This window comes from Bradyrhizobium sp. LB11.1 (assembly GCF_040549385.1).
Taxonomy (GTDB): Bacteria; Pseudomonadota; Alphaproteobacteria; order Rhizobiales; family Xanthobacteraceae; genus Bradyrhizobium.
The window spans coordinates 592589-609444 of the sequence record NZ_JBEPTH010000004.1 but is presented as its reverse complement, the minus strand read 5'-3'; the positions used below and the strand labels follow the sequence as shown (position 1 = coordinate 609444).

Annotated in this window: 13 protein-coding genes and 2 pseudogenes; 6 read left to right on the top strand and 9 right to left on the bottom strand. The window is 62.3% G+C overall.

Annotated features, from left to right (window positions below; translation table 11 throughout):
* Nucleotides 1–206: 206 nt before the first annotated feature.
* Nucleotides 207–2312 carry an NHL repeat-containing protein gene (locus tag ABIA96_RS14210; RefSeq protein WP_354137660.1) on the top strand — a complete coding sequence of 702 codons (2106 nt, stop codon included), beginning with the start codon at nt 207–209 and terminating at the stop codon, nt 2310–2312.
* Nucleotides 2313–2542: 230 nt separating this feature from the next.
* Here ABIA96_RS14210 and ABIA96_RS14205 read toward each other — a convergent pair whose 3' ends face one another.
* Nucleotides 2543–2941, bottom strand: a complete 399-nt coding sequence (locus ABIA96_RS14205; RefSeq protein WP_354137688.1) for a hypothetical protein — start codon at nt 2939–2941, stop codon at nt 2543–2545.
* On the opposite strand from ABIA96_RS14205, the gene ABIA96_RS14200 reads away from it, so the two are divergent.
* Entirely contained in the window at nt 2901–3164 is a 264-nt protein-coding gene (locus ABIA96_RS14200; protein ID WP_354137659.1) for a hypothetical protein, read from the top strand. The genes ABIA96_RS14205 and ABIA96_RS14200 overlap by 41 nt on opposite strands.
* 177 nt (nt 3165–3341) lie before the next feature.
* On the opposite strand, the gene ABIA96_RS14195 is transcribed toward ABIA96_RS14200, so the two are convergent.
* Nucleotides 3342–3914: a TetR/AcrR family transcriptional regulator gene (locus tag ABIA96_RS14195; protein ID WP_354137658.1), complete on the bottom strand. Its 573-nt coding sequence runs from the start codon at nt 3912–3914 to the stop codon at nt 3342–3344.
* Between the two features lie 69 nt (nt 3915–3983).
* Nucleotides 3984–5465, bottom strand: a complete 1482-nt coding sequence (locus tag ABIA96_RS14190) for an amidase family protein (protein ID WP_354137657.1) — start codon at nt 5463–5465, stop codon at nt 3984–3986.
* Between the two features lie 185 nt (nt 5466–5650).
* Here ABIA96_RS14190 and ABIA96_RS14185 point away from each other — a divergent pair.
* A pseudogene (locus ABIA96_RS14185) lies at nt 5651–5873 on the top strand (non-homologous end-joining DNA ligase); the annotation flags it as partial.
* A gap of 213 nt (nt 5874–6086) precedes the next feature.
* Here ABIA96_RS14185 and ABIA96_RS14180 read toward each other — a convergent pair.
* Entirely contained in the window at nt 6087–6701 is a 615-nt protein-coding gene (locus ABIA96_RS14180; RefSeq protein ID WP_354137656.1) for a cell envelope biogenesis protein TolA, read from the bottom strand.
* 165 nt (nt 6702–6866) lie between these two features.
* Nucleotides 6867–7796, bottom strand: coding sequence for a non-homologous end joining protein Ku (ku, locus tag ABIA96_RS14175; protein WP_354137655.1), 930 nt, complete (start codon nt 7794–7796; stop codon nt 6867–6869).
* 145 nt (nt 7797–7941) lie between these two features.
* On the opposite strand from ku, the pseudogene ABIA96_RS14170 reads away from it, so the two are divergent.
* From ABIA96_RS14170 to ABIA96_RS14160, 3 genes and pseudogenes are all read left to right on the top strand, one after another.
* Nucleotides 7942–8335: pseudogene (locus ABIA96_RS14170) on the top strand (hypothetical protein).
* Nucleotides 8336–8381: 46 nt separating this feature from the next.
* Complete coding sequence (locus ABIA96_RS14165) at nt 8382–8831, top strand: hypothetical protein (RefSeq protein WP_354137654.1); 450 nt, start codon at nt 8382–8384, stop codon at nt 8829–8831.
* 3 nt (nt 8832–8834) lie between these two features.
* The gene (locus tag ABIA96_RS14160) at nt 8835–9560 is read left to right on the top strand and encodes an SOS response-associated peptidase (RefSeq protein WP_354137653.1); all 726 of its coding nucleotides are present in this window, start codon (nt 8835–8837) and stop codon (nt 9558–9560) included.
* Nucleotides 9561–9673: 113 nt separating this feature from the next.
* Here ABIA96_RS14160 and ABIA96_RS14155 read toward each other — a convergent pair whose 3' ends face one another.
* The 4 genes from ABIA96_RS14155 to ABIA96_RS14140 are packed head-to-tail and all read right to left on the bottom strand — an operon-like array spanning nt 9674 to nt 16706.
* Nucleotides 9674–13069: a TM0106 family RecB-like putative nuclease gene (locus ABIA96_RS14155; RefSeq protein WP_354137652.1), complete on the bottom strand. Its 3396-nt coding sequence runs from the start codon at nt 13067–13069 to the stop codon at nt 9674–9676.
* A gap of 22 nt (nt 13070–13091) precedes the next feature.
* A complete protein-coding gene (locus ABIA96_RS14150) occupies nt 13092–14936 on the bottom strand; it encodes a helicase-related protein (RefSeq protein WP_354137651.1) in 1845 nt (614 codons plus the stop codon).
* A 2-nt stretch (nt 14937–14938) separates the two neighbouring features.
* Nucleotides 14939–15628, bottom strand: coding sequence for a hypothetical protein (locus ABIA96_RS14145; RefSeq protein WP_354137650.1), 690 nt, complete (start codon nt 15626–15628; stop codon nt 14939–14941).
* A 4-nt stretch (nt 15629–15632) separates the two neighbouring features.
* Nucleotides 15633–16706, bottom strand: a complete 1074-nt coding sequence (locus tag ABIA96_RS14140) for a ComEC/Rec2 family competence protein (RefSeq protein ID WP_354137649.1) — start codon at nt 16704–16706, stop codon at nt 15633–15635.
* Between the last annotated feature and the right edge of the window lie 150 nt (nt 16707–16856).

Here is a 16856-nt window from a genome sequence, read left to right as displayed (position 1 = left end):
CCCTCAAGCGCGGTTTCCTCCCTTGGAGGCTTTCGGACGCCGGCCCCGTGCGCGCGGCCCCACCGTCATGGGGCCGGCATCCGAAACCCTTCACAAAAACGGAAGTGCAGGTAATGAAGTGCAGGTAATATAGATAGCGCGTCGCACAATATGCCAGAGATTCTTGCGCCTTTGGGGATAGTTCTGCCGAACTTGCATAGAACAAGATGAGAGCAGCTGACAGACTGCAGGTTTCGGCCAAAACGCTGGAGGCTCTTGTGATAGCGAAAAGTAAGGCGAAGTTCGTCACCATACTACTGACTGGCGGTTTGCTCACTTGGGCAGTTGGCCCGGCTGCTGCGGATACCCTCAAGGGGAAAGTTCTCGGCGGCGGCCAGCCGATTACCAATTCGACAGTCAGCCTCTGGGCTACGAGCGCGGGCGCGCCGCAGCAGCTGGGTCAGGCCCGCACCGGAGCCGATGGCAGGTTTACGCTCAATTCAACGGGTGGGACCGGCGCTGCCACGCTTTATCTGATTGCGAAGGGCGGCCAACCTAAATCGAATGCGCAAGGTGGTGACAACCCCGCCATTGCGCTGATGACGGTGATAGGCGGTAAACCACCGGCGACTATCACAATTAACGAGATGACGACCGTGGCCTCGGTATGGACCCACGCGCAATTTCTCGACGGCTCCGTGATCAAGGGACCGCCGCTCAGCTTGCGCATTGCCGCTGGCAACGTTCCGAACTTCGTCGATCTTCAGACGGGCGGCTGGGGCACGACAATTCAGGACCCGCTCAACAGCGTCCAGACGCCAACGATGGCCAACTTCGCCACGCTCGCGGATGCGCTTGCCGGATGCGTCACGCGTGTGACGGCCGATGCGTGCCCCCAGCTCTACACGGCGGCCACCCCGCCAAAGGGTGATGCCCCGAATGACACGCTGGCGGCAGCACAGTCGATTGCGCGTGCTCCGTGGTATCAGCCCACGAGACTGTTCGCACTTCTGGACCAGTTCTATCCGGTCCCGAAGGGCAGGACCATGCGCGCCGTTCCGTACATGCCCTATCTGAACTTTGCGCCTAGCGCTTGGGTTCTACCGCTCAAATTCGATGGTGGCGGCTATCGTGCGGGCGGCAAAGCCATGTTCGACAGCCAAGGCAACCTCTGGGTCGGTGACAACTTCACAGTCGGCTGGCAGGGTCAGGATACCCTTTGGCAAGGCAACGCTACCAAGTTCGCTCCTAACGGTCGTCCGCTCTCCCCGATCACGACCGGGTTCGCGGGCGGTGGAATGCAGGGCGGCACATTCGGCGCAGCCGTCGATGCAAAAGACAACGCTTGGCTCTCCAGTTACGGCGGCAAGTCAATTGCGGTATTCGACAAGAACGGCAAGCCACTGACACCGCCGGAGGGCATTACGTTTGATGGCAAGCTAGGTCTCATGCAGGGTATTATCGCAACACCCAGTGGAGACGTGTGGGCAGTAGGCATATCAAAGAGCCAGCTCCTCTACTTCCCCAAGGGTGATCCAACCAAAGGCCGGATCGTCTGTGAGGGCCGAGAAGTCGAGCCTTGCAAATCGTTCGTGGGACCGTTCCATCTCGGTATTGATCAGCAAGATCGCATCTGGGTGACGAACGCCTTTGGTGCGCATGTGACGCGATTTCCCGCCTCCGACCCGAATAAGGTCGAGAAGTTCAAAACCGGGTACAGCGGCAGCGGTCTTGGCATCGACAGCCGCGGCAATGTCTGGGTCACCAATCGACTAGGTAGCAGGGATCGCGGAATGTTCGATATTGTCGAGGACATCGCTGTCCTGAAGATGGGCGACAACGCTGATCGGACACTCACCGAGCAAATGGCCAAACAGGTAGGCGGCCCTGACGGTGGCAGCGTCACGCTGTTGCGGCCCGATGGTACTCAGTATCCCGGTTCGCCGTTCACGGGCGGCGGTCTCCCCGGTCCTTGGGCGGCAACGGTGGATGGCAACGACAACGTCTGGATCTCTAACTTTGCCATGCCGAACAGTCCGATCACCCAGCTGTGCGGCACTCGCACCGAGACCTGTCCTCCGGGCATGAAGACAGGCGACCAGATTTCGCCGCCCGGAGGCTATGTCGGTGGCGGCCTGCAAATGCAGACTGATCTTGCCGTCGACCCAGCGGGCAACGTCTGGGTAATGAACAATTGGACGGACATTGCCAGTTGTTTCGGCGAGCCAAACGAGGCGCTCTCGACCCGTTGCGGCGGCCAAGGTGTTGTCATTTTCTATGGAATGGCAAAGCCGGTTCGTGCGCCACAGATCGGACCAGCGCGCGCGCCGTAGTCTCAGGCTCCTCTCGAAGCGTTCGGATGGCCATCATCACGCGATCCGAACGCTCAATCAGTATGACGATCTGGTCTATCGCCGTGCGCGGCGAGCACCTAGTGTCTGTTCTCAGATGTCCGAGATGGGTCATTCGCGACCGAGGTTTACCCCGGTGGAATGTCCGCATTCGCCAGTAGCGGACATCGCCGATCGGCGAAAACGGGGGGGTCCGCGATGGTTTTGGTGGGCTATTGATGGGTTGACAGGGCTCCGTTCATATAAGCTCGGTGCGGCACTTGCCGCACGCGCCCAAACGAAAATCCAGGAAGACTAAGTTCAGGGACTGGGACCCCCTCGCGAACTTTGGTCTGCGCGTCAAAACCTGAAGCATTGAGAAAGTGTTCACAGCTTCTTGCCGCGGCGCCGTCCCTGATCGCAAATGCGGCCTTCAGTTTGCCGTTCACTTCAAGCGCGCAACCTGAAGCGGACAGTTCGCGAGCGGTGTCACTCCAAATCTTGAGTTCCCGCGATTGCGAATCCCAGCCATGTGTTAGCAGCCGGAACGAACGACGGACAAAACGATTCGCCGTATCAGGAGTTATTTCTATGCTGATGACGAGTGAACGAAGGCCGGCAATACGCACCATGCGCGGATGGGCGATTGACGTGCTCCAGGAAGCTGGCGCCATCCGGGAGTGTGAGGAGCACGGTTGGATGCAGGACCGCGCCGATCCGCATGCACGGGAGCGGGCCTTTGATATCGCCCGCCGGGACCCACCAGCAGGGGTCTCCCCTGATGCAGCGGCGGCCGAGGTTCGCGACGTGCTGAACTCGATCGGTGATACCTGCCCAGAGTGCCCTCCTGATTAAGTCGTGAACCCATAAATATGCCGGGGTGGACGGCTGGCCAGAGTCTACTATGCACCGATAGCGACCAGATTTTGCAGCGCAGCTTAGTGACGCGATGGTCCAGTAGCTGAACCTCGGTGATCCGGGCTCACCAGGATGTGCAAGCTCAGCCTCTCCGCCCTTCCTGATCTAGCAAGATCAAGCTCGTGCCAATTGCAACGCGGCCTCAACGCCGCCTTCCAGGATCTGCTCCGCCCGCGCAGCGTCGGGCACGGCCCGCGCGAACTGGAGCGTGCCCACCATGAGGCCGAAGATGGCCGTCGCGCGACGGCCACTCGCTGCAGAACCGGCGTCAGGAAGCAGTGCCGCGAGAGTCGAAACGAAGCTGAGCAGGCCTTTCTCGTAGTCTTGCCGCGTGGACAGGGGCTGGCGGGAGATTTCGGGGAGCAACGCTGCGGAAGGGCACCCACCCGCCGGGTCTTCGAGGTGAGCGCGGTTCAAGTACCTCCGGATCGCGCCCTCGAGGTCCAGGCCGTTGCGCTGATCTTCATCGAGGCGATGTTGCTGGTCGGCGAGCGCGCTCGCCAGCGCCTCGCGAACGAGCGCGTCTTTGGACTCGAAGTGCGGAGAGAATGCCCCTTTCGTCAGGCCGGCTTCGCCCATGATCCCGCCGATCCCGGCGGCGGAGATGCCGTCTCGGCGCACGCACTTCGAGGCCACATCGACGATGTGCCGTCGCGTCGCTGCCTTATGACCCTTCTCGAAACGCATGTTCTCTCCACTCCACTAATATCCCGCAACCGTTAGGCGGCAGCTTCGCCAAGCGAAGGGGCCATGGCGTTAGATCGCAGTCGACTTGGCGCCCAAGGACTTGGCGCCCAAGACGCCTTCGATGCCGCGGGCCAGGTTCAGAAGCACCCGGTCGCTCCCCAAGGGAGCGTCCAGTTCAAGGCCAATCGGCAGCCCAGCGCGAGACAAGCCGACTGGAAGACTGATACCCGGCAGCCCCACGCTGCTCGCCGACACGGTGTGGTTCGCCAAAGCGAGGTAGCTGACTTCCTGCCCAGCGATATGGACAGTCGACTGCTCCTCGATCAAAGGCGCCGTGCAGGGCGTGGTCGGTTGCAAAATGACCAGCGCCCCATGAGAGACGAACGCCGTGTTGAGGCGGCGCTGGATTTCCGGCCGGCTCACGTTGAGCGCCGTCTGATACGCGTCTGCCGAGGTAGCACCTGCACCGCCCGGCAGTACGACGTGTCCCCACGCCTGCCGAAGTTGGGGCTTAAGACCCTCGAAAATCGCCTCGAACGTGGTCGGGATGTCGTGGCGGCGAAGGAATTCCGAAATTGCGTCCATCGTCTCATGAGCGAAGATGCCCCATGTCGCGGTCTGGATGAGGGCATTGAAATCGTCGCCAAGATCTACCTCAACGACCTCGGCGCCGGCGTCCTGCAGCCGTCGAACCACTTCGCGAAAGTGGGTCTCGACTTCCGAGTCCACCAAATCCAGGAACTGTCGCGGCGCGAAGGCCAGTCGGGCTCCCTTCAGGTCGTAGCCGCCGTCGGAGAACTCCGCAGCCTGTTCACCAGTCACGACCTGATCCATCAAAATGCAGTCCTCGACACTTCGGGCGAATGCGCCCGTCGTGTCGAGCGTATGGGAGATCGGAGCAACGCCGTTCCGCGGCCAACGTCCGGTGGTCGGCTTGAATCCCACAACGCCACAGAACGATGCGGGCACCCGGATTGACCCAACGGTGTCACCGCCCAAGGACGCGGGAACGAGGCCGGCGGCCACCGATGCGGCAGAGCCGCTTGAGGAGCCGCCTGTTACGCGATCGCGGGCGTGTGGGTTCTTCACCTGGCCATAGCGCTCATTGTGGCCAGTAAGCCCGTAGGACATCTCCACCAGATTATTCTTGCCGAAGACGAGAGCGCCCGCTTCCTTGATTGCACGGACGGCGTCGGCGTCTTCCCGCGGAATGAAGTGAGCCAAGCTATCGAGGCCCAGGCTCGTTGGCAGCCCTTTCGTCAAATAGCTATCCTTCACCCCGAGGGGCACGCCAAGGAGCGGAGCCGCCGAGCCGGCCGCATGCGCCTTGTCCGCGTCCCTCGCGGCCTCGAGCACAGCGGCCTCGTCGATGGTGATGAAGGCGTTCAGCTCGGCAAGCGCTCGGGCGCGCTGCAGAAGCGCAGTAGTGTAGGCTTCCGACGTGATGTCGCCGTTGCGAACCGCTGCTGCAGCCGCTGCGAGCCCAAGCGAGGTGAGATCTGTGGTGTCTCGCGATGCAATCTGGCGTGAAGTGGCGGTCGTGTCGTCCATGAAATCCTCGCAAAGAGCTGTTTGGCGGCATCCCGCTGCCGCCAAACAGCGGCTCAGCTCAATGCCATTACGGTCATAATATAAAATTACGATCGTAATTCAATAGCAATTCTGGCGAGGGTGCAGCGTCGCTGGACACATAAGCGTGAGGTGCCGATGATGCCGACACCTCCGCTCAAGGGAGGCTGATCATTGCCGGTTTCAGGCTCGATGGTACGAAGTGGGACGGGCCCTACGTCGGCCGGCGCAAGGCGACGATCTGGTCTACGCCGGCAAAGTCGACCACGGCTTCGATAAGATCTCGGCGGCCGACCTGAAGGAGAGGCTTAAACCTCGAATATCGCGCGAATCCGGCCAAGGGAAAGTTTCGTCACCCGTTTTTCAGGGGGCCTGCGGGAGGACCTGTGATGGATGCTTTCGATCGCTTCTGGCAGTGGGCGAACAAGCCGCCGGAAAGCTCGCTGGCGATTCCGGCCGAGCTACATCGGGCCGTCATGGAGCTCGCTCCTGAGGGCCGACGGGACCGCGCCGCGGTAAATCAAGCCGCAGCATGTGTGCCAGCTCGAACGATGAACGCTTAACGGGACCGTTGGCCTTCGCCTGTCAGTGCCGCCGCAGAAACTAACCCCGCGCGCGCCGCAGCGCGGCTCCCAATCGCTCCTTCTCCTTATCCCAGCGGGCTTTTTCGGCTTGCGATCTCTTCTCGAGAGCCTCGACCTCGGCCTGGATGGTAGCGGCCCGCTTCGCGTGCTCCTGCTCGGCCTTGTCCAACGCAGCCTGCGCCTTGTCGATGGCCTGCTGCCGGCGTTCACGGTCCTTCTGCCTGGCAGTCTCTTCCTTCGCCTGTTCAAGCTGGCGCCGCTTCTGCTCCTTCTCGAAGGCGAGAGCGGCCTTTCGTTCCGCAGCCTTGTCGACGGGGCGAGAGGAAGGCTTCTTCGCCTTTGGGCCTTTCGACTTGCGGGCGGCTTTCGTTGGTCCTCCGCCGCCAAGATCGGTGGGCAGCTCGGCATGTTCGCTGAATGATCGGTCCGTTCCAACCGGGCGCCTGAGAACGACGCCGGGCTTTGCCATGGTCGCCGCGATGACGTCCGGATCGTGGCTCTCCTTCGCCGCGCCCTGGTGGAAGAGATTGCTGTCTGCGCCCCACGCCTCCAGAGCCGCTTTCATGGAGGGAGCGGTCATCGCCAGATCGAAGAAGCCTAGCGAAGTCTGGTAGGTCTTCAGTTTTCTGGCCATGAGACGCTTCCCCGCCCACTGACCGCCGCCATGCGATCAGCTCTGCTGTCGACCTCGCGAGCAGAGAATTTCCAAAGCGGGCGCACAGAGCGGCCGGCCCGGAAAATATCTCGGTGCATCCGGCGTGTCGGAGCGAGCTTTCCGTGAACCCACCGCAAAGATACCTTAAGCCGACTTCCGCTGCGGTTTGGCCAGCTTCTTCGCCGCAGCCTCCTTCGCCGGTTTCTTGCCGGCAATCGGCATCAGCATTTCCTTTTGCCCGGCCGCCGCCTTGCGCGCCTTCTTGGCTGGCTTCTTCGGCGCCTCTGTCGCTGCCGCCGCGCCTCCTCCGATGCTCTTGCGCAGCGCGTCCATCAGGTCCACCACGTTCTCGCCGCGGGGACGCGCTTTCGCGGTGATGGGTTTGCCGGCGCGCTTCTGGTTGATGAGATCGAGAAGGGCAGTTTCGTACTGGTCTTCGAACTTGTCCGGCTCGAAGTGGCCCGCCTTCTGGTTGACGATGTGCTTGGCGAGATCAAGCATATCCTTGGTGACTTTGACGTCCTGAATATCGTCGAAATACTCGTCCGCAGAACGCACTTCGTAAGGATAGCGCAGCAGCGTCCCCATCAGCCCCTTATCCATCGGCTCGAGGGCGATGATGTGCTCGCGGTTGGTCAGCACCACCCGTCCGATCGCGACCTTGTTCATCTCACGGATGGTTTCGCGGACGACGGCGAAGGCGTCGTGACCGACCTTTCCGTCGGGCACCAGGTAGTAGGGACGGATCAGATATCTCGGGTCGATCTCGCTGCGGTCGACGAACTCCTCGATCTCGATGGTTCGCGTGGATTCCAGCGCGACGTTCTCGAGCTCCTCCTTGGTCACCTCGATGAAGGTGTCGGTGTCTACCTTGTAGCCCTTGACGATGTCTTCGTTGGCGACTTCCTCGCCGGTGTCAGCATCCACCTTGGCATATTTGATGCGGTGACCGGTCTTCCGGTTGAGCTGGTTGAAGGAGACCTTTTCGGATTCCGACGTCGCCGGATAGAGCGCTACCGGACAGGTGACGAGAGAAAGGCGCAGGAAGCCTTTCCAGTTCGCGCGGGGCGCCATGACGGGGGAACTCCAATACTGATGCCGGATTCAAGACGAATGGCCCGGCTTGGTTCCGACATCGCGGCCTTCCCAACAGGACGATTTTTCTCGGATGCCTGCCCAAGCGGACTCGACTTTTGTTCTCTTTATGTTCTAATTCGGAATGACCGATCGACCCGCGAGCTGGCGCATGCCGACCCCGAAGCAGATGAAAAAACTGACCGCTCAAGCCGCCCGCAGGCCGGCTCCTCCCGCTGCGGCCTGATGCGCCGCTGCCGGCCGAATACTGGGAGTCGTTGCTCAAAGATCCTCGCGCCTGCGCGACCGGAGCTCACCTGCGGCAGCGACGTCTTTCGGAGATTCAGCGCCACGTGCTGCGCATCTCCTGCCGCCGCTGCGAGCGAACCGTGGAAATCCAGACCGCCGATGCAGTCCGACTATATGGCGGCAACGCGGTCTGGAAGGACGTCGCGCAACGGCTGCTCGACAACACCTGCCAGCAGCGCACCGGCAGACACGAAGAAGACGGGTGCTGGCCGGCGTTCAAGACGCCGTAGCCCGCTCCGGATCGCCAATCCGATCTGTTAGCGCCTGGATGTCCGGATGGCCCCGAAGTATCACCCTACGCCGCTGTCGGGCGGCGACCGCAAGACTCTGGCGAAGGAGCTTGGCAAGGCGCGGGCAATGGCCAACATCCTGGCTACCCAATCGGCGGAGACGCGGGCGAAGGGGGAAGCGCTCATCCAGCGGGCCGACAAGCTGCTCTGCGAGAGTTGGAACGAACGCATGTGGTCAGACGGAGAACCGATTGATCCATCCCCGACGATCGATCAAGCGGTGAATGGCGGCTTCCCTTGGCTGGAGATCCAGTGCGCGCGCTGCAAGACGCCGAGCGACGTTGACCTCTCGGCGATGAAGCATCCGCCGACCACCTTCGTGCACGATCTCGCCAGCCGGCTGCGCTGCCGCAAATGCGCCAAGGCGGGCCGGCGTCCTTCCGCGACTCTGCTACAACTAGCCTGGCAGCCGCGCCACCCTCGGACCGAAGCCTGACCGATGTGCAATCTCTACTCGATCACGACTAACCAAGCCGCGATCAGCGCGTTGTTCCGCGTCGTGAACCGATACGTCGGCAATCTGGCGCCGATGCCCGGGGTTTTCCCCGATTACAAGGCACCGATCGTGCGCAACGGGGCCGAGGGCCGCGAACTCGCTACGGCGCGCTGGGGAATGCCGTCGTCGTCAAAAGCGCTGATGGACGCCACCAAGAAGCGAGCCGAGAAGCTGCAAGCCAAGGGTAAGACCGTCGATTTCAAGGAACTGCTGCGGATAGAGCCGGACGGCGGGACGACCAACATCCGCAACGTGAAGAGCCAGCATTGGACGAGATGGCTAGGAACCGAAAACCGCTGCGTGGTACCGTTCAACTCCTTCAGTGAGTTCAACAAGGCCAAAGGCGGCGACATCTGGTTCGCGCTCGATGAGACTCGCCCCCTCGCCTGCTTCGCCGGCATCTGGACCAACTGGACCTCCGTCAGAAAGGTCAAGGAAGGCGAGACCACCAACGACCTCTACGCGTTCCTCACGACGGAGCCGAACGCCGAGGTCGGCGCCATCCACCCCAAGGCGATGCCGGTAATTCTGACGACGCCAGACGAGGTCGAGACTTGGATGACGGCGCCTCTGGAGGAGGCCCTGAGGCTACAGCGGCCGCTTCCGGATGGGGCGCTCCGGATTGTTGCCCGCGGCATCAAGGAAGATTCGGCCGAACCGGCAGCGTGACTGACGAAACCAACGACCCAGCGGGGCAATCATCCGGAAAGACTGTAAAATCCGCTTTTACGATTTGGGGCAGCTGAGTGCCGGGACCAAGAGGCTCCGGGGCTTGAAACCGATTAGATATGCGTCGCCAGCTCGAGATACCGACAAAACGCATTGGCGAGCTGCATCTGTCGGGGGGTTTTACATTCAACCTCGAAGAGTCGAGGAGATGCTACGATGGCGCAGATGCATTTCGCGCGCGAAGTCGCCACGTTCAGCCGGTTCGCACTATAGAGAAACTCCATTCCGCGAGGAGCGTCTAGGTAGCTGGACGTCGTCATCGAAAAGATCACGATGGGGGCTTCGCGTCCCTGGAACTTGTCCACGGTCCCGATGCGGGCACCGGGAATGCGCTCCTGAAGCTCGAACACCTGCGCGTTGTAGGGAGCGATAATCAGGATCTCGCTCAAACCGACTGGTGCCTCGACGCCGTCGCGATCGGTCCAGGTCGTTCCGGTACCTAGAATCTCCGAGACAAGGTCGCGGATCGCGTCGGCTTCCTCCCGCGACGAACTCTGGTTGCCGTCGTGCGCCACGGGTAGATAGCGGAGACCGGCGCCTGCCAGCCTGCCGGTCGACGTTATCTTCTGATTCTCCAGGCCGGGATGGGGATGCAGGCGGCCGTCGTAGAACATCTCGGAGTTGAACGAGCAAATCTGCGGATGCAGGCGCCAGGTCTCGGGCAGGAAGAGGCCACAGTCGGGGGGCACGGTGGCGTGGGCGCCTAGGATGTGGTCGAGAGAGGAGACGTCGACGCCGTCGGGATGGCTCCCCTTGATCGGCTGTTCGAGTTGCCGGGGATCGCCCAACAGTACGATGCTCCGAGCGGTCTGCGAGACGGCGAGAACGTTCGCGAGCGACATCTGGGCGGCTTCGTCGATGAAGAGAACGTCGACGATCCCCGCCGCGTCGGGTCGGGCCCAGAACCAGGCGGTCGCACCTCCGACCATGCAGACCGAATCCAGAGCATCGAGAAACGCAGCGTTGTCCGTCGTGAAGCGCAGTCCCGGGAGATCGTCCTCCTTTTCGGACGGCTTCTGGATGCATTCGATCGGAAGGCTCTGTTGGCGAGCGGTGGAGACGACCTCGTCCAGAAGATTGCGGACGACCTTATGGCTGTTCGCCGTGATCCCGACCTTCTTACCCTCGTTGGCTAGGGCACAGATCATACGAGCGCCGGTATATGTCTTTCCCGCCCCCGGGGGGCCTTGCACTGGAAAGACGCTGCTGTCGAGGTTGAGCGCTGTCCGGATCGCGGCCTGCATGGTCGTCTCGCCGTCCACCTGGAATTGCTGCCCCACCAGTCGCGGAGCCGCCGCCATCAACAGATCGCGGGCGGCGCGATGATCGCCTTCCCCGACCATTCCGTGGTCGGCCACGTACTCGCCGATCCGCATCAGCGCGTCGGCAAGAACCTGAGTGCCGACGAAGCTGTGTGTGAAGACCGCCTCGGGATGCAACGAGGCCGTGTCTCCGCGCTTCTTGATGTCGATGGTACGATCGTCGAGCGACATCGCGACTACCCGTCCAAAATCGTCGCCGCCGATGCTGTGCAACTTGTCTCCGACGCGGATGTCGGTGTCCTGCAGCGCGAAGCGATACCGATGGACCGGGACCTTGGCCGTTCCGCTGACCTGCTGCAGGAACCTCAATTCCGCGATCCCGTCGCGCTCGTGAAGCAGATCTTCGGCGGACAGGTCCCGCAGCCGGAAGTATTCCCACCAGACGGCCTTGTTCTCCCGCCCGTGCCAATCCAGCATGAACGCCAAAAGCCAGCGCGCCTGCTGCTCGGGGCTTCGTTCCGCGAAGTCGTCCGGCACGCCTGCGGTTAGACGTCCTACGAGCGCGGCGACCTTTTTGTGCCATTCGTCGAGTTCGGCGCTGATCTCCGACGTCCCCGGCGCCGGCCGGTCGACTATCGCCCCGGCGGCGACGACCTCGGCCCGAACCGACTCGAGCCAACGTCGCAAAGCATCCGTCGAGGAGCAGTCGTCCCGGTTGTAGCCCCTGATCGCTTCCTTGTCGCTTTCAGGTATGCCGGCCGCGTCCGACAACTCAAGCCGCGCCTGAGTCCGGGCCATCACCGCACCGACGTCGTCGAGCGGAACAGCTCTGACGAAGGAATACAGAGGCTCGAGTTTTTTGATGGAGTAGCTCTCCACGCTTGCTCTGATGGCGTGGCGGACGACGGAATAGAGGTCGACGAAGGTTTCGGCGCGCAGGAGGCTGTCGACCTCGTTCTCGCGCGTTGCATATCGGCCCATGAGCCGTTTCATCGCAGCCGGTTCGTAGGGCGCGAAATGGTAGATATGCAGGTCCGGATAGGTCTTGAGGCGATCGGTCACGAAATCGACGAAACGCTCGAAGGCGATCCTTTCTTCCTGACGGTTGGAAGCCCAATCGCCGACGTAACGCGGCTGGCCGCCTTCGTCGGAGTAGGTGTATCCGAACAGAAATTCCAATCCGCCGTCGCCTACGAACGGATCGCCCTCGAAGTCGAAGAATATGTCGCCTTGGGAAGGTTCGGGCAGCCGTGACAGGCCGAATCCCGCGATCGGCGGCAAGGTCTCGTAGAGGATCGCGCCGCTCTCGCGCCCTTGGACCTGTATGCGGGCCTGCTCGCGGATCTTCTCGAAGCTTTTGACGTTTCCTCGTTCGGGTCTCCACTGCAGCGGCAACGGCAGGGCGGCGAGCGCGGCCATCGTCTCCACCGCGTTCCTCTCCAGTTCGCTCATCTGCGATTTGCTGATGCCGGCGACGAGCGACATGTGATCGTCCGCCCTCCTTCGCTCGTCGCGGTGCCGCCGCCACCGGCATATCTCGCAGTGGTCGATGGGCTCGGGATAGACGGAGCTCGAGAGCGGTCCCGACACTGCCTCCTCCAGGCTGCGGCGGACATGCCGGTAGTAGGCGGCATAATCGGCGACCCGGTACGTCTCCGGCATGAAATTGGTACCGGGCGTGACGACCAGCGCGGACGTCGGCTCAGCCTGTTGGATTTCGGACAACAGATCCGAATAGAGCGATAACTGAAGGATCGTGCTGCCCTTAGTCTGTCGCGCGAGCTTGGTGTCGATGACTTCGTACGACCAGGAGCCGAAGCGGCTCGGCGTTTCGACTCTCGTGAGGATGTCCGCGCGACCGTTCCAGCGCCCTGCCTGCAACGCGCCCTGGACGATGATCGCCTCTCCCCGGGCCATGGCGGCGCCGGTGGCGGCGAGCGAATTGGCGTCGACGCCGACGCCTTCCACGACCGTCGCGGTTCGACCGTCGGCCTTGAGGTGCTCGACGAATTCACGTTCGTGCAGCGAACCTCGCTCGGCCAGCACTTCGAGCACCGGATCCCAGATCTTGGGCTTGTCCAACTCGCCGTCGACGACCTTGAGGTCGAGCGACGTCAGATAGCGGCAGTTCAGATGCCCCACCAGATCGCCGGCACTGAGGTTGAGCGTTCCCGCGACTTTGTACATTTTCTCACCTCATTGGATCGCGTCAGCGGAGTCCGCCGTCGCTTCCCGCTCCGTGCGCCTGGCACACAGTCCGCGCCATGCCGTTGATTCCGGTTATCGCCGCAGCGTTCTGTCTGGCCCACAAGGCCTTGGCCAAGGGTTGCGGGACCTGCTCCCGGAACTTGCCGGCCGCCACGTTCTCGACGAACGCCGCTACCCCGATGGGATCCACCTCCTCCGCATCTGCCAGGAGCTTCAACTTCGCCGAAGCATCGGACACGTTCGTCTCGGAAAGCGTAAGACCGAGGTCATGGACCTCGCCCGGAATTCCGACCATCGCGGCGGCGGCTCCGAAGACGGCGGTCGCCTGGGACCCCCGCCACAGAAAGACGTGAAGGTTCTTTTCCTCCTGCACGCAGGTCGCCGTCTCGAGATCGAGAGACCGGAACATCTCTCGTCCTTCGGCCAGCAGCGAACGCCCCTTGTCATCGAGATAGGGCGGCATGTCCGATGCCAGGTAGACCTGTCGCATCTCCGCAGCCAATCGGTCGTGGAGGCGCTCTCCGTTGGCTCGTTCGAACCGGGGCACCACGCCGCCCGGATGCGGCGCCACGAATAGAGTGTTCGTCTTCTCGTCGAGATCCTGCACGATCCAGCGTTGGCCGGCGAAGACGACCAGGCTGTCCTTATGGACGGGAAATGAAATCGGGAGAGTCCCGAGCGTCCGCCCTCCGACCGTGAGGCGCCATTCGTCGGGTGACTCGAACACGGCGAAGAAATTGCGCGATTGAACGATCTGCTCGCCCTCCTTCCCGAGCATTATGGTACCGTCGCTCGCTTGCTCGACGAACTTGACCGCCTCGGAAGACAGGTGCCGGAGCAGATCGGCGAATTCAGACACCGAGATCGACGCGAAGGGACCCGGGCCACACAACAGATCGTACATCGGTCGAGCCCTTATGCCGCCGCGTTCCGCGATGACCGACAGGATCTGGTGGACGAGCGTCGACGCCGTTTCGGGCACCTCGCCCGCCGGCTCGACGAACCGTTCCAGGAGCAGCCGGACGACGGCGACCGACCGTATCGTGTTGGACCGAAGCCTATCCAACATCCCGGAGTCCTGATCGATGTTGGGTTCGCGCACGTAGACCCGCAGGATCGAAGGCGTGCCGCGCCGGCGCCCCGTGCGTCCGAGCCTCTGCTTCAGCGACGATAGCGATCTGGGCGAGCCGATCTGGGCGACCGACTTCACGGATCCGATGTCGACGCCGAGTTCCAAGGTCGACGTGCAGATCGCGGTCGTCGGAAGCTTTGCGTCCTTCAAGCGATCTTCGAGATCCTCGCGCAAGGCCTTCGAGAGGCTGCCGTGATGGGGGAAGAATTCGTTCGGGACCTTCGCAGCCTCGCAACGCCTCCTCAATCTGTCCGCGGCCGACTCGACCGTGCGGCGCGACCCGCCGAAGACGAGATTGTTCGTCCCGCGGAGCGTGGCGAACAGATGATCCGCGATGTCGTCCAGCGCGATCCTTCTCGGCGTTTCTTCTGCACCGGCGGCACCTTCGGCATGATCGGGATCGTCGAGCTCGGGCGGCTCGACGTATCCGCGGATCTGAAGCCTGAGCTCCGGCGAATCGGATTTCGCCTCGAGGATCTCGACCGAGTGCGGTACGGCAGGACGCAGCCAAGCGGCGGCCTGCGGAAGATCGCCGATCGTCGCGGACAGCCCGACGCGCCGCGCGGCCTTTTTCGACATCGCATCGATGCGGCGCAGCAGGCTCGCCACATGAAGTCCCCTCGGCCCCTGGAGGAAGGAATGGAGCTCGTCGATCACGATGAACGCGGCCGTCGACAGCAACCGCGCGGCGTCGGCCGGTCGGCGGGTGAACATGGCTACAGGAGCTGCCGCGCGTAAGTGCGCGCGGCCTCGAAGACCGCCGCTCGTGTCGAGAAGGCGAGCAGATAGCTCGCATGCAAGAAGGCGATGACGAACACGGGTACCAGCCCGAGATCGGCCGGCAACGGCCAGCGGAACAGGTACTGTGCGACGCAGCCCGCCACGATGAGGACGTTAAGCGCCAGCGCGAGCCATTTGAGCGCGTAAAGATTGCGGCGGTAGCCGTAGGTAACGTTCTCATTGAAGAGGATGTCGAACTTCTTCTGGCTGCGGGTGTTTTCGCGCAACCAGTCTCCCGCCCGTTTGTAGAATGCGTCGGCCGCCTCGGGATTGTCGGCTTCTTGCTGCGGGGTCGGCGCCACCTCGGAGATCTTGCCGGCGAGGAACGCCTGCATGCGCGCTTTCGTCGACGCATCGAACGTCGTATCGCGGTGCCGGAGCATCACGATGCTCTGCAACCCACCCATGGCTTCGATCAGTTTCGGCTCGATGGCTTTCCCGCGCCGCCGCGCCGCGTCGGCAAAGGCCCATAGGAGAGCGGCGAGCGCGGAGCCGGCGATGCCGTGCACCAATTTCAACTCGGTGCCGGATGTGATGACGACCCAAACGAGCGCAAATGCCGGCGCGACTGCGATCACGGCCGGAAGCAGGCGGGCCAGGAGCGTGTATTTATCGAACTTAGGCATGATCTTAGTCATCCTCGACATCGGAGGTGAACGGGATGACATAGGCATCAATCGTATTCGCGCGGCGATCATAGCCGTCGCGGAAGTTGACCCAAGATTCGCGCGTGGCGTGAACACCGTAGCCGCGCCGCGCAAACGCATTCGCGACCTTCTTGCGCGGGTAGATGTCGGCATTCTTGCCGATCGAGGCGATGGCGTTGCCTCGGCCCGACGCAGGATAGCCGCCCAGCCAGCGGTTGAGGACCGTCGGCGTCACGTTGCGCCGGCTGCCATGGTGCGGGATCTGCACGAGATCGGGCTGGATGGAGAGGCTGATTTTCTCGGCATACTGTGCGGCCTCGGCAAGGCCTTCAGGCCCGACGTCAGCGGTCAGCAGGATCCGCTTGCCGTCAATCACGGCCCACTGCACAATCGAGGTCTCGTTAGAGGCGGATGTCGCTGGCGGGTTATCGTCGAGCGTCTCCAAATCGAGCCGCTCAAGGACCTTCTCGGCGACATCAACAAACGCTTTTACGAGGGCGCTTCCGAAGCCCCCTTTCAGGTTACTGCCATAGGCGGTCGGGGTTTTGTCGAGATCGGGAATGAGTTGCACATACCGGGCGCGGCTCGGCGCCAGTACCTTGAAGGGACCGATCGCGGCACCCTGCAACGGCGCCTTGACGGTGATCCCGCGCCGCGTGGCGATCTCTTCCATCTCGACCAGGTACGGGTGCATCTCGCGCATGCGCTTGATGAGCCCTTCCCGGGTATAGGCGCCGTGGAAGCTGTCGATCACCTCGTCGACATAGTCCCAGGGACGGTTCATCCAGAGCGTCGAGATCGTGAACCGCGGATGCTCAAGCACCTTGATCAGGCCGGTCGCGTGATCGTTATCGGCGTGCGAGAGAACGACGTTGGCGATGTTGGCCGGCTTGGCGTAATAGTGCTCAACATGCTCGATGATCTGGTCGCCGGTGTCGGCGAAACCGCCATCGATGATGTTGATAAAGAACGGGCTTTCCTTCGTGGCTCCCCAGCGAAGGATGATGGCGTCGCCGTTGCTATCGCCGGCACGCAGAAAATCGATCTCGTAAGGCAAGGCATACTCCCGCGTTCGGCCGCCCTTACGGGGCGGTCGTTGGTGAACCTGATGAGCTGGAGGCCTCGCGCGAGTGATCCCCACAAAGTGAAGAACGATTTGGGAACGCGTGGGAACAGTTCAAGAGGAACACAGCAGATTTTTCTAAAA

Coding starts and splice junctions, on each gene's coding strand:
- ABIA96_RS14150 (WP_354137651.1), bottom strand. CDS start 14,936: ATGTTCACCCGCCGACCGGCCGACGCCGCGCGGTTGCTGTCGACGGCC.
- ABIA96_RS14155 (WP_354137652.1), bottom strand. CDS start 13,069: ATGTACAAAGTCGCGGGAACGCTCAACCTCAGTGCCGGCGATCTGGTG.
- ABIA96_RS14145 (WP_354137650.1), bottom strand. CDS start 15,628: ATGCCTAAGTTCGATAAATACACGCTCCTGGCCCGCCTGCTTCCGGCC.
- ABIA96_RS14160 (WP_354137653.1), top strand. CDS start 8,835: ATGTGCAATCTCTACTCGATCACGACTAACCAAGCCGCGATCAGCGCG.
- ABIA96_RS14165 (WP_354137654.1), top strand. CDS start 8,382: ATGGCCCCGAAGTATCACCCTACGCCGCTGTCGGGCGGCGACCGCAAG.
- ABIA96_RS14210 (WP_354137660.1), top strand. CDS start 207: ATGAGAGCAGCTGACAGACTGCAGGTTTCGGCCAAAACGCTGGAGGCT.
- ABIA96_RS14200 (WP_354137659.1), top strand. CDS start 2,901: ATGCTGATGACGAGTGAACGAAGGCCGGCAATACGCACCATGCGCGGA.
- ABIA96_RS14195 (WP_354137658.1), bottom strand. CDS start 3,914: ATGCGTTTCGAGAAGGGTCATAAGGCAGCGACGCGACGGCACATCGTC.
- ABIA96_RS14205 (WP_354137688.1), bottom strand. CDS start 2,941: ATGGTGCGTATTGCCGGCCTTCGTTCACTCGTCATCAGCATAGAAATA.
- ku (WP_354137655.1), bottom strand. CDS start 7,796: ATGGCGCCCCGCGCGAACTGGAAAGGCTTCCTGCGCCTTTCTCTCGTC.
- ABIA96_RS14190 (WP_354137657.1), bottom strand. CDS start 5,465: ATGGACGACACGACCGCCACTTCACGCCAGATTGCATCGCGAGACACC.
- ABIA96_RS14180 (WP_354137656.1), bottom strand. CDS start 6,701: ATGGCCAGAAAACTGAAGACCTACCAGACTTCGCTAGGCTTCTTCGAT.